The sequence below is a fragment of the Gaoshiqia sp. US2 genome (assembly GCF_059705485.1).
Genome location: NZ_AP048550.1, coordinates 422277 through 436038, shown reverse-complemented (window position 1 = coordinate 436038; position 13762 = coordinate 422277). Strand labels below are relative to the sequence as shown.

8 protein-coding genes are annotated in these 13762 nt (G+C 48.3%); 5 read left to right on the top strand and 3 right to left on the bottom strand.

Going from position 1 to position 13762, the window contains the following annotated elements; all coding sequences use genetic code 11:
• Position 1: 1 nt before the first annotated feature.
• Genes AC6H3C_RS01710 through AC6H3C_RS01700 form a run of 3 tightly spaced genes read right to left on the bottom strand, consistent with a single transcriptional unit; the run spans position 2 to position 5663 of the window.
• Entirely contained in the window at positions 2-1090 is a 1089-nt protein-coding gene (locus AC6H3C_RS01710) for a SusF/SusE family carbohydrate-binding protein (RefSeq protein ID WP_497518837.1), read from the bottom strand.
• Positions 1091-1109: 19 nt separating this feature from the next.
• The gene (locus AC6H3C_RS01705) at positions 1110-2675 is read right to left on the bottom strand and encodes a RagB/SusD family nutrient uptake outer membrane protein (protein ID WP_497518836.1); all 1566 of its coding nucleotides are present in this window, start codon (positions 2673-2675) and stop codon (positions 1110-1112) included.
• Between the two features lie 18 nt (positions 2676-2693).
• Complete coding sequence (locus tag AC6H3C_RS01700; RefSeq protein ID WP_497518835.1) at positions 2694-5663, bottom strand: SusC/RagA family TonB-linked outer membrane protein; 2970 nt, start codon at positions 5661-5663, stop codon at positions 2694-2696.
• Between the two features lie 333 nt (positions 5664-5996).
• On the opposite strand from AC6H3C_RS01700, the gene AC6H3C_RS01695 reads away from it, so the two are divergent.
• From AC6H3C_RS01695 to AC6H3C_RS01675, 5 genes are all read left to right on the top strand, one after another.
• Positions 5997-7010: a LacI family DNA-binding transcriptional regulator gene (locus AC6H3C_RS01695; protein ID WP_497518834.1), complete on the top strand. Its 1014-nt coding sequence runs from the start codon at positions 5997-5999 to the stop codon at positions 7008-7010.
• Positions 7011-7380: 370 nt separating this feature from the next.
• Positions 7381-8898 (top strand): MFS transporter, encoded by a 1518-nt coding sequence (locus AC6H3C_RS01690; RefSeq protein ID WP_497518833.1) that lies wholly within the window; start codon positions 7381-7383, stop codon positions 8896-8898.
• A gap of 9 nt (positions 8899-8907) precedes the next feature.
• Complete coding sequence (gene pgmB, locus AC6H3C_RS01685; RefSeq protein ID WP_497518832.1) at positions 8908-9561, top strand: beta-phosphoglucomutase; 654 nt, start codon at positions 8908-8910, stop codon at positions 9559-9561.
• Positions 9562-9596: 35 nt separating this feature from the next.
• Complete coding sequence (locus tag AC6H3C_RS01680; RefSeq protein WP_497518831.1) at positions 9597-11915, top strand: family 65 glycosyl hydrolase domain-containing protein; 2319 nt, start codon at positions 9597-9599, stop codon at positions 11913-11915.
• Positions 11912-13756, top strand: coding sequence for a glycoside hydrolase family 13 protein (locus AC6H3C_RS01675; RefSeq protein ID WP_497518829.1), 1845 nt, complete (start codon positions 11912-11914; stop codon positions 13754-13756). Before AC6H3C_RS01680 ends, AC6H3C_RS01675 begins: the two co-directional genes overlap by 4 nt.
• Positions 13757-13762: the final 6 nt, after the last annotated feature.

Genomic DNA, 13762 nt, shown 5'->3' with positions numbered 1-13762 from the left:
TCTATTTGATTTTACCAGTTTGATTAATGAAGTCAAGCTCAATCGTTTTTTCACCTCCGCTAATATTAAGCCGGTCCTGATCGCCGCCATCTTCGCGGTATGCAATTTTGCCGTCAAGGAATATAAATTCGGCATGCCACCAGTCAGCAGCCGAAATGTACGGATGCGTTACATGAAGCCGAAGTTCGCCACCTAAAAGGCTTTTGGTCAGATACATGGTCTTGTTTTCCGTATTCTGTTTGAACCTGTTATCTTCGGTAACAGAGCTCACAGGCCATGCATTCACGTTAGGTCCGGTGATATAAATATTGGCTGGTTCAATCAGTAGTTTATTCGTTGCCAGGTTGACACCAACCGTATAGTATCCGGCGGTTCCCGGCACCGGAATATCTTCACCCCGATTCGTAACGTCTCCCAGCGTGTACTCGCCGTTCACAGGATTTCCAATCTTTCCGATAACTCCTTTGTAGTCAACATCCGAACAAAGCCTGAAGGTTCCGGTAGCTTCCATCCATACAATTATCCAGGAATCGTCCGGTTCGGTGTGAACTTTTCTAAGTTTGAGTTTATTGTTTTGTGCAACGCGTCCTACGCCATCGCCAAACAGGTAGAAGGTGTTCGGAGCAAACAAAATGTCCAGATAAGGAGTTGTTTTAAAGCTTATTACGGAAGAGTACAAGGTGTCGACACCCTTAAGCGAATAGGTCATGATCCGTGCTGCAACCGTAGCTTCTTCGTCAACGGGCAACTCCAATGTCTCCGTAAGGAATTCATTAAATGCGCCCACGGTGAACGCGAACGAATTGTTGGATGCATTCACATCAAAAGTAGCCGGATTTGTAAAGTCGGTTGTCGTGGAAAATTGAATTTTATGGGTTTTCACAATATCCACTCCGTACGATGCAGGAGCATACGATACCGTAATCGTTTCGGTTTTTTTAGCCTTTGATATTTCCAAGGTGGTACCAAACCCCTGAATGTTGGTTGCGGGGACATAGTTTGAATCATTTAACTTTACAATATCATCGTCTTCGCAGGAGAAAATCAGCACAGCGATGAATATCATGAGTATATATCTTAGTTTTTTCATGTGGTTCACATTAATGAGGTTAATAAGCTCCAATTTGCTTTAGGTTTGGATTTGCACTAATATCGGAAGCGGGAATCGGGAACAGGTTGAATTTGGCGTCAACTGAAGTTCCGGCAGCAACTGCGCCTTTCCAGGGCCAGGTATAATCGCCGCCGGCAAGTTTCCCGAAACGCCTTAAATCCGTTCTCCGGTGGCATTCCCAATACAGTTCGCGTCCGCGTTCAGCCAGGATGAAGTCGAGGGTCAGGGCAGATGCAGCGATGTTGCCGGAATCATTGCCATAGGCCCTTGCTCTGATCAAATTGACGTAATTAAGCGCTGTAGTCAGGTCGCCGCCGGATCCGCCGCGGAGGACAGCTTCAGCGTACATCAATAAAACATCGGCATATCTGAACAGCGGGAAATCGGTATCGGGGTGCGACAGGTTGCTGCCTGTTACACCGCCGGAGGTGATGTTTCTGAACTTACGCAGGGCATAACCATCCCTGAAGTTAAAGATATCGCCGATTTCGAGGTTTTGTCCCTGCGTCCAGAACAGGGCGCGGCTATCTGTGGCCCCGGTGATATCCTGGAAATGGTTGACAAATGCTTTTGTGGTGCGGTTTCCGCCCCAGCCCCCGTCAATGCCCGATTCCGAAGCCGGCATGTCGCCTCCTACTGTTGAATGGATCAGGAAAGTCATCCCGCCCCAGGTTTGGGTGCGTTCGCCGTCGCAAACGATGGGGAAAATGATCTCATTGGTGCGCTGGTGATTATCGGCCAGAAACAGATTCAGGTAGTTCGGTTCGAGACTGTAGCCGGCGGCAATGATTTTTTTGATGTAGGTAATGCTTTCCGTGTACTGTGCGGTGCCGACGTAAGTTTCAGCATTCAGATACAGTTTGGCCAAAATCATCCAGGCGGCGGCTTTGTCGGCCCGCCCGTATTCGTTGGTACGTGGTTCAGCAAGCAAATCTTCGATGGCTGTCAGCTCGCTTTCAATATAATCGAAAAGTTGCCGGGCTGTTGCCTGTTCCGGAAAGAAGAAAGATCCTATCGGGTCTTCGTCGGTCACGAACGGGCCGGTTCCGAACATATCGAGCAGGTGCCAGTAGGCCAGGCCCCGTAACAGGCGGGCTTCGGTGTTGTAGGCTTCAAATTCTTCTTTATCGTTTGTCAGCTTAATCAGGTTGTTGCAATAAGCAATCTCCAGATTAATGCGGTAGTACATGGCCGTGATAAACTCGTTGGACGCCGTCCAGTCCATATCATGCAGGTCGCGCAGGTTACCGTCGTTCCAGGCACAAATGGCCTCGTCGGTGGTCAGTTCCTGGTGATTCCAGAGCTGGCGCAGGTATGATGAAAAGCCGCCGTCGATACTGCTGATATCGGGATTGCCGTCCACGCCGGTTTGTCCTCCCACAACGAGGGCAGCGTAACATTTGGCCAGCATGCCTTTGTACGACGCGTCATTGGTGAGTTTGTCCTCTGTTAGCATGTCTTCATCAAGAGGCAAGGTGTCCAGGTCGTTGATGCAGGACGCAAAGACAAAAAGCATCATCACCACGGCCAGGATTTTATAGTTGAAAATATATTTCGTTTTCATGATGTAAAAGGTTATTGGTTAAAAGTTCACGCTTAGCCCAAACAGGTAAACCCGCGGGCGCGGATAAATATCGTTGTCGATGCCATTGTCAACTTCCGGGTCCAGCCCGCCGTACTTGGTGATGACGAATACATTTTGTACCGACGAATAAAGCCGGAGGTTCAGATCAATTCCTGCTTTTTCTTTCAGCATTTTTTTAAAGTTGTATCCCAGTGTCACATTATCGAGTTTGAAATAGGAGGCATCTTCCAGAAAATAGTCCGAATACTGCTGGGCCGTTTCAAACTTCGATTTTTTGATTTCAGACGGCATGTTGGTCAGGTATTCGTTCACCGTCATTTCCTGGTAACGTGCGCCAACAATCACGTTGTTGTAAATCTGTCCGCCAATGGCTGCCCGCGCGTTGAAGCCAAAGTCAAAATTTTTGTAATTCAACATCGACGAAAAGCCCATAAACACATCCGGAACCGGCGAGTCGGCGTAATATTTATCGTCAACCGTGATCTGGCCGTCCTTGTTTCTGTCCACATACAAGCCTTCAATGGGTTTCCCGTTGGCGTCGTAAACCTGTTCATATACGTAGAAAGTATTCAAGGCATGGCCTACGGCATGGATCTGGATGTTGTTGCCAACACCAACGCCGCTGATGCCGCCGGTTTCAACGCCTCTGTACGAAGGATCGTCGTAATTGGTCAGTCTGGTCACTTCATTGATGTTCCGGGTGAGGTTGAAGCTCACTTCCCAGTTTAGGTCTTTTCTGCTGACGGGAATCGCGTTTACGGAGAACTCGATCCCGGTGTTTTCAAGGTCGCCCACGTTGGTTAGCAGACGGTCGGTAAAGTTCGTACCTGCCGGAACCGGAATGGTGTTCAGCAAGTCTTTTGTAACCCGTTTGTAGGCATCAATGGTTCCGGTCAGGCGGTTGTCCAGGAAGCCAAAGTCAAGACCAATGTTATAGGTGGTGGTTTTTTCCCACTTCAAACTTTGGTCGTAACCATTGGGGCGGATGAGGGTGTAATATTGATCGCCGATTTTGTATTGCGTCCTGTTGTCGCTTAGCTGGTAAATTCCCATGTAGGGATAATCGCCGCTGTTTAATTCCTGTTGTCCGGTGATCCCGTATCCCAGCCTGAGTTTCAGGTTGCTGAAGGCATTCAGGTTTTTAATGAAAGGTTCTTCAGTCATGCGCCAGCCAAGCGCCGTTGAAGGATAGAAGCCCCAGCGGTTGTCCTTGTGAAACCGGGACGAACCGTCGTACCGAAGCGTTCCTGTCAGTAAATATTTGTCTTTGAAAGAATAATTTGCTCTTCCGAAGAACGACACAAGATAGTTTTCCGTTTCATCTTTCGAATCTTCAATAGCGGTATTGAAGCGGTCAACTTCGTAGGCCGAAGCGCTTGACCAGAAATGCTGCCATTCGTAGCCGGCCATCACATCCACTTTGCTGCTGATTCCGGGCAGATCTTTTTTGTAGTTCAGATAAAAATCGAAAAGCTCATTTTTCCTTTCCTGGGTATAATCCCGGGCAACACCCGAAGAAGCGGTCTGCACCCAGGCTGCTTTCGGATCGGTGTCAACGCTGCCTTCACTGTCCGATTTATCCAGGCCCACTTTCAGGGTGGCGGTGAGGTCGGGGAAGAAATGCAGTTTATAATCCACCTGTGCATCCAAAATATAACGGTCAACATCAGAGATATCCTTTTTTTGCTGGAGCTGGGCCACCGGGTTACGGGTTCCGTTTACGTTACGGGAGCCGTCGCTCATCAGCCAGGTGGTGTATCCGCCGTAAATTCCGGTTTTGTTAAAAACCGATTGGGTGGGGTCATAGCGTAGTGCGCTGCCGATGGCTCCTTTGTCGGCAAACCGGTTGTCGATATTCATGTATTTGATACCGGCGGTAATTTTTAAATGATTATCAAACAGGCTTGGAGTGACCTTGAAGGTTCCCGTTTTTCGTTCCATGGAAGAGGTCCGCAGGATCCCGTACTGGTCGGTATAACCCACCGAAGCGCGGAACGGAACATCCTGGATGGCGCCTGAAACGCTCAGATTGTGGTCGTGTCCGGCCGAAGTCTGAAATATTTCTTTCTGCCAGTCGGTATTGGCGGTACCCATCAATGCCGGATTTACAGACGAACTGACCGTAGCTCGCTGGTTAACCAGGGCGCGGTATTCACCGGCTGAAAGTACATCGATGTAATCAGTCACTTCATTGATGGTTACTTTTGAATCAAGCTGAACTTTCAGATCGCGGCTTTTCGAACCTTCCTTTGTGGTAATAATGATGACGCCGTTTGAAGCGCGCGATCCGTAAATGGCAGTTGATGAGGCGTCCTTCAGAACAGTGAATGTTTCGATATCATTTGGGTTGATCGAGCTCAGCACATTGCTCATCCCGTCGATGGTCCGGTTATCAATCGGCATGCCGTCGATAACAATTAACGGGTCGTTGCTGGCCGACATGGATGAACCTCCGCGGATGCGGATTTTAGCTGCTGAACCGGGAGCGCCGCCTTCCGTTTGTATCCGTAAACCGGCCACCTTGCCCATAATTAAATCCTGGGGCGAGCTTGTTGCTCCCTGGTTAAAATCGGCTGATGATACCGATGTAACAGCGCCGGTGGCATCGCCTTTTTTCACCTGACCGTAGCCAATGACCACTACTTCCTCCAGTTGCGCAATGTCAACCTTTAAGGCAATATCAAGTCGTGTGGCCGCTCCGACGCGTTGCTCCGTGGTGGCATAACCGATATAAGAGAACTGGATGATGGCCTCTTTGTCAACAACAAGGGTATACTCTCCGTCGAAGTTGGTGATGGTGCCGATTGTTGTTCCTTTTACAACAACAGTTACCCCCGGAAGCGGTTCTCCGGTAGAATGATCGGTTACCCTGCCGGACAGGCTAATTACCTGGGCGTAGGATACTGAAGTCAGCATCAATCCCAGGACCATTAGCAGGACTTTCAAGTTTTTGCGAATAATCTTCATTTTACATGGTTATTAGTTCTTTAATTCAATTAAGTCATCTCGTTTTTTACACGATTTCTTTCATAGTTTAATTTCACGTTAATCCGTTTTTACTCCATATTTTTCGATCCGATGGGACAATGATATCGTTTTTATTAAGATTTGTTTTTGTTTTTTAACATGTGTTCAAATGCAAACGTTTGCGGTGACGTTTGCATCAAACATGTTATAAAACAGGTGGTTACCGGTGGGTTTGTTTTCAGTGAATTACCTGTTTCAGATACATCCCACACGATGTTGTCAGATATTATTCATACATTTATTTTTATTATTGTAAGTATCATTGTTCATACTATGAGAAGCAATCAGGTTACCATAAAAGATATTGCCCGAATATTGGGGATTTCGGCGTCTACGGTTTCGCGGGCCTTGAAAAATCACCCCGATATCAGTGAGGAGACCAAAATGGCCGTTAATGAACTGGCGGTCAAACTCAAATACCAGCCCAATGCGGTGGCGCTTAGCTTAAAACACAGCCGCAGCTATACGATCGGGGTGATTATCCCCGAAATTGTGCATTACTTTTTCTCCTCAGTAATCAGCGGTATTGAAGATGTGGCTTATGACGCCGGTTTTACGGTGGTGATTTGTCAGTCGAACGAAAAATACGACCGCGAAGTGGCCAATGCCAAAATGCTGCTGTCTCACCGGGTTGACGGGGTTCTGGTTTCAATTTCAAAAGAAACTACCTCCTTCGAACACCTGCAAATGTTGCAGGAAAGCGGCCTGCCTTTGGTGTTTTTCGACCGTATTGTGCCCGAGATTCAGGCCGACCAGGTGATTATTGACGATGAAGAAGCCGCCTACAAGGCCACCAAACATTTAATTGCGAATGGCAAAAAACGCATTGCTCATTTTGCAGGGCCGCAAAACCTGCTGATCGGCCGCCACCGGAAAGACGGCTACCTGAGAGCGCTGAAAGAGGCCGGTTTACCAGTCGATCCGAAACTGATTGTTGACGCCGATACGTTTGAAAAGGCCTTAATTGCGACCAACCATTTGCTGGAATCCGGCAACCCGCCCGACGGTATTTTTGCCACCAACGACCTGACAGCCATTGGAGCCATGCAAACCCTGCTGAAGAAAGGAATTAAAATACCGAAACAAGTAGCAGTGGTTGGTTTTAGCGACGGACGCTTTTCGGGAATTACCGAGCCCAATCTGACTTCAGTCGATCAGCACGGCTACGAGATGGGGACCATCGCCACGCAGATTTTGCTCGACCGACTGATTGACCCGGCAGAGATTTATGTTCCTAAAATAAAGGTGTTGAATGCCAACCTGATTGTACGGGGATCATCCATGTAAATTTTTTTTCATTTTTTTAAATTTCTTCTGCAAACGTTTGAAACGAGATCTTCAGCGTCTTTTTGCCTTATTTCCTGTGGTTTGGTCATCCAAATACAAACGGGAAAACTTGTAATTATCAGAATTACCTCCCTATATTTGCATTGATCATCCGATTTTTTACTCCGAAATTACTCCATGTTAGTCTGGGTTTTCTCAGGCGCTTTCCGTTGTCGTATCTTAAAATTACTTTTTATGAAACGAGCCGTGAAAGGTTCAGCTTTTGCACAAGAGAATGTTTATTTGGCGAGTTCCATACCGTTGGTAGTGTCATCAAAGTGATGACGTGTGATACGCAAGTTGCAGTTAGTTAAATTGAAAAAATAAACGTATGAAAAAGAAGCCTGTTCTTAGTTTTTGGCAGATTTGGAATATGAGCTTTGGTTTTTTGGGGATCCAGTTTGGATTCGCGCTCCAGAATGCCAATGTTTCGCGTATCTTCCAAAGTCTTGGCGGCGATGTCGACCGTTTGGCCTTGTATTGGCTGGCAGCTCCGGTTACCGGCTTAATTGTCCAGCCCATCATCGGACACTACAGCGATAAAACCTGGAGCCGCTTAGGGCGCCGCCGTCCTTATTTTTTGGCAGGCGCCATCCTTGCATCCCTGGCTTTGTTTATCATGCCCAATTCGCCCGTGTTATGGATAGCCGTTGGTACTCTTTGGATCATGGATGCGTCCATCAATATTTCGATGGAACCATTCCGGGCATTTGTAGGCGATATGCTGCCCAGCGAGCAGCGAACCCAGGGTTTTGCCATGCAGAGTTTCTTCATCGGGGCGGGAGCGATTGTTGCATCTGTTTTACCTTACATCATGACCAACTGGTTCGGGGTAGCAAATGTTGCTGAAGCCGGCCGGTTGATTCCGCCATCGGTAAAATTATCGTTTTACATTGGCGGCGGGGTTTTCTTTCTGGCGGTGCTTTGGACGGTGATCCGCACCAAAGAGTACCGGCCCGAGGAACTACAATCGTTTGAAGAGGAAAAAATAGCATCCAATCCATCGGCCAGGTTACTGTTACGGACGGTCGTCGAACTGACCGGTAAGTTTACGCGCAACGGGCTCCTGTTTGTTACGGCCGGGGCCGTGCTCAGTTATGTCTTTTTTCATTTCGATCTCGAAAAAGAACTGTACATCCTGAGTGGCGGTCTGCTGATCTTCGGCTTCATCCTGTTGCTGACGGCCGGGCTTGCAAAAATCAACAAAACCAAAAACGGGCTGGTCGAGATTGTTACCGACATGCTGAATATGCCCAAAACCATGGGGCAGCTGGCGGTGGTACAATTTTTCTCGTGGTTTGCTCTTTTTGCCATGTGGATTTACACCACAGCCGGGGTAACCAGTCATGTTTACGGGACTTCCGACACGACTTCGGAACTGTATAACGAGGGCGCCAACTGGGTGGGTGTTTTGTTCGGGGTGTACAATGGTTTTGCCGCGATTGTGGCCTTCCTGCTGCCTGTATTGGCAAAGCATACCAACCGGAAAACAACCCATGCCATTTCGCTGGCGCTGGGCGGATTCGGCTTAGCTTCCTTCTATGTGGTGCGCGACCCGAATTTGCTGGTTCTTTCCATGCTTGGCGTGGGGGTGGCCTGGGCCAGTATCTTGTCGATGCCATACGCGATCCTCACCGGGTCGTTGCCGGGCGATAAAATGGGGACTTACATGGGAATTTTCAACTTTTTCATCGTCATCCCGCAAATTCTGGCAGCCAGTATCCTGGGTTTCTTTATGCGCCATTTATTTGGAGGTCAGGCAATCATGGCTTTGCAAGTGGGAGGGGCCTCCATGCTGATTGCTGCGGTTGCCGTGTTGTTTGTTGATGATGTTGACAGTCCTAAATAATTAAGTTGAATGAAAAATATTAAAGCATGTCTTTTTGATTTGGACGGGGTGATTGTAGATACCGCGAAGTACCATTTCCTGGCCTGGAAACAATTGGCTGACGAACTGAAGATTGATTTTACCGAAGAACATAACGAATTGCTTAAAGGGGTAAGCCGCATGCGTTCGCTGGATATCCTACTCGAACTGGGGAAAAAGACATTGACCGACGATCAAAAGATCGCTTACGCGGATAAAAAAAATGAAATCTACCTCAGCCAGATCCTGAAAATGGAAAAAAGCGAGATTTTGCCCGGGGTGAGATCTTTTATCAGCGAACTGAAAAACAACCACATGCTGGTGGCTCTGGGTTCGGCCAGTAAAAATACAGCATTGATCCTTCAAAAACTGGAAATCGAAGATTTGTTCGATGCGGTAGTCGACGGCAATAAAGTTTCGAAAGCCAAACCCGATCCGGAGGTTTTTTTGAAAGGAGCTGAAGAACTAAACGTATCCCCGGATGCTTGTGTGGTGTTTGAAGACGCCATCGCCGGCATTGAAGCGGCAAAAAATGCCGGGATGTTTTGCATCGGTGTAGGGGATAAAAATACCTTGAAAGCAGCCGATCTGGTTATCCCCGGATTTGAGCATTTCAGGTTTGAAAATCTGATTAGCAGCATGTAAAAGGATGTTATCTACATTTTTAATGAGAGAGTGATATGAAAGATTATATTATTCACAGCGAGTGGAAGGTCATTGAAAACAGCTTTTATCCGGAGTATAACCGGATTTCCGAAAGCCTGTTCAGCATTGGTAACGGGCATACCGGTCAACGGGCAAATTTCGAAGAAAAATATTCGGGCGACAGCCTTTCCGGAAACTATGTAGCCGGGGTGTACTATCCCGACAAAACCCTGGTGGGCTGGTGGAAAAACGGTTACCCGGAATACTTTGCCAAAATACTGAATGCCGCTAACTGGATTGGCATTCGCATTGAAATTGGGGGGGAAGAACTCGATCTGGCAACAGCGCAGGTACATGAGTTCCGGCGTCAGCTGGACATGAAAAATGCGCTGTTGACCCGGTCGTTTACGGCATCGCTCCCATCAGGTAAGAAGGTTGAAGTACATGCCAGGCGTTTCTTAAGCATGAAGGATAAAGAGCTGGGCGCCATCAGCTACCAGCTAAAAAGCCTGAATTTTTCGGCCCCGGTAAAGATTACCTCGCTGATTGACGGCGATGTGAAAAACGAAGATTCCAACTACGACGAGAAGTTCTGGGTGGAATTGGAGAAAAAATCAAGTAGAAATGAGGCCTATTTGCTGATGGAAACCCGGAAAACCGCTTTCCAGGTTTGTCATGGTATGGCCACCCGTTTGTATAAAAGCCGGGAAGAGCAGTTCGTATCCGGCCCTGGAGTTGAAAAAGAAAAGTATGTGGAAAATGTCTTTGTCGTTGACTTAAAGGAAGGGGAGGAGCTGCTGATTGAAAAATTTGCCGCCATCAATTCATCGCTGTATTTGGGCCGGAATGAGTTGATGCAGCAAACTGAAAAATCAATCCAAAAAGCATTGACCGCGGGTTTTGACCGGCTGTTTGAAGAACACAGCAAAATCTGGGACGAAAAGTGGGAAACAGCCGACATCGTGATCAAAGGCGATGTGGCCGCCCAGCAAGGTATCCGCTTTAACATCTTCCAGCTGATGCAAACCTATAGCGGCGATGATGAACGACTAAACATCGGGCCCAAAGGCTTTACCGGCGAAAAATACGGCGGCGTAACCTACTGGGACACCGAAGCCTTCTGTCTGCCCTTTTTTCTCGGAACAGCCCCGCAGACGGTGGCCAAAAACCTGTTGATTTACCGTCATAAACACCTGCAAAAGGCCATTGAGAATGCCGAAAAACTGGGCTTCAACCATGGCGCTGCCCTGTATCCGATGGTGACGATTAACGGCGAAGAATGTCATAACGAATGGGAAATTACCTTCGAAGAAATTCACCGGAACGGGGCCATTGCCTACGCCATTTACAATTACATTAACTATACCGGCGACGAAGCGTATCTGGCTCCTTACGGTTTCGAGGTCTTACTGGCCATCTCGCGTTTTTGGGCGCAACGGGTCAACTGGTCCGATGCGAAACAGGCCTATGTGCTATTGGGCGTCACCGGTCCGAATGAGTACGAAAACAACGTCAACAATAACTTTCATACCAACAACATGGCGGTATGGACGCTAAACTATACCCTGGAGGCGATTGCTTACGTGAAGAAGGAACATCCTTATTTGTGGGAAGAGCTGGTGGAAAAATGGAAGTTCAACGAATTACAGGAAACCATCAACTGGAAAGACATCATTGAAAACATGTACTTTCCCTATGATGAAGAGCTTAACATTTACCTGCAACAGGACGGCTTCCTCGATAAGGAAATTATCCCCGCGGCCCATCTCGATTCGGCTGAACGGCCCATTAATCAAAACTGGTCGTGGGACCGGATCCTGCGATCGTGTTACATCAAACAGGCGGATACTCTGCAAAGTATGTATTGGTTTCAGGATCATTACGACAGCGATAGTTTGTGCCGTCACTTCGATTTTTACGAACCGATTACGGTGCACGAATCTTCGCTTTCATCCTGTATTCACGCGATTTTGGCGGCCCGTATCGGGCGGGAGGAAAAAGCCTATGAGATGTACCTGCGCACGGCTCGCCTCGATTTGGACGACTATAACAACGATACGGCTGACGGCCTGCATATTACCAGCATGGGCGGAACCTGGATGGCTTTCGTGGAAGCCTTTGGCGGAATGCGCGTGATTAACGGGCAACTGCACCTGAACCCCTTTCTGCCCCAATCGTGGGAAGCCTATTCGTTCCGGATTAACTTCCACGAATCGCACCTCGAAATCCGGATGGGAGATGTATTGCAGATCATTAATCACAATCCCGGGGGCGTAAACCTCATGATTTGGGGCGACGAATATACCCTGGGCGGAAACCGGGAACTAACCTTAAAAAGAAAACAACACGTATGAAACGATTCATTTTTCTATCCATTCTTTTTATCCATACTGCCGGCTTGTTCGCGATTGGCGTCGACCGCGTGGAACCGATGTTCTGGTGGACAGGTATGAAGAACCCCAACCTGCAACTGATGGTACACGGCGAAAACATTGCCGGAACAAATGTGGAACTGGCCTACCCGGGTGTGACGCTCCAGGCCGTTACCCGGGTCGAAAATCCGAATTACCTGTTTATCGACCTGAAAATTTCGGAAGAGGCCCGGCCCGGATCATTCACGATTTATTTCAATTCGAAAAAGAAAACAGAAGCCCGTTATGTGTACGAACTGAAAGCCCGCGAAGATGGTTCGGCCGGGCGGGAAGGTTTTAACAGTTCAGACGTGATTTACCTGATTACACCCGACCGGTTTGTAAACGGCGATCCAACCAACGATGCGATGCCCGGCATGAAAGAACAACCCAACCGCGACGATAAAGACGGACGGCACGGCGGAGACCTGCGTGGCATTATCAATAGCCTGGATTATCTGTACGACCTTGGTTTCACGGCCGTTTGGCTGAACCCGGTGCTCGAAAACAACATGACCCGGACCTCTTATCATGGCTATTCAACGACCGATTTTTACCGGGTCGATCCGCGTTACGGCTCCAATGAAGAGTACCGGGAGCTTTCGGACGAACTGAAAAAACGCGGCATGAAACTCATCATGGACATGATATTTAACCACTGCGGGTCGGAACATTGGTGGATGGATGACATGCCCATGACCGACTGGATCAACAATTACCCGGAGTACAAGATCACCTCGCACCGGCGCACGGTTAATCAGGATCCTTATGCCGCTGAAGCTGACAAACAAGACATGGCCGACGGCTGGTTTGTTCCCACGATGCCCGATTTGAACCAGAGGAATCCATTCATGGCCAACTACCTGATTCAAAACAGCATCTGGTGGATTGAATTGGTCGGATTGGAGGGCATCCGGCAGGATACCTGGCCGTATCCCGACAAAGAGATGATGGCTGTCTGGACGAAGCGGGTACTGGACGAATACCCGAATTTCAACATTGTGGGCGAAGAGTGGAGTCTGAACCCGGCGATTGTGTCGTACTGGCAGAAAGGAAAAATCAATGCGGACGGTTATCGGTGTTTCCTGCCCGGCCTGATGGATTTTCCGTTGCAGCATGCGGCCGGACAAGCTTTGAAGAACGAAGAGAGCTGGGAAAAAGGATTACAGGAGTTGTATGATGCCCTTTCAAACGATTTTTTGTACCCCGACGCCGGGAACCTGGTTGTTTTCCCCGATAATCACGATATGCTCCGTTTTTTCACCCAGGTGAATGAAGACATCAGCCTCCTGAAGATGGGATTAGCCTACTTCCTCACAATTCGCGGTATTCCGCAAATTTTTTACGGAACAGAAGTGTTGATGTCAAGTCCTGAACCGAAAGACGATGGCCTGATCCGAAGTGACTTTCCCGGCGGATGGGACGGCGACCGGGTGAATGCTTTTACCGGCGAGGGACTTTCGGCCGAACAAAAAGACATGCAGCATTACCTGCGCACCATTCAAAACTGGCGTAAAAACAACGAGCTTATCCACTCGGGCAAACTCATGCACTTTGTTCCGCAGGACGGCATTTACGTATATTTCCGCTATAACAACGATGGTGCGGTGATGGTTGTCCTCAACAAAAACCGGGAAGCTAAAAACCTGTCGGCCAAACGTTTTGCCGGGGTGATGAAAGCTTACAGCAGCGGGACTGAAATTATTTCGGCCTCCCGGATTAATGATTTGACTGCGATTGCCGTTCCGGCCCGCTCGGCCATGATTATTCAACTGGAAAAATAAGAGAAC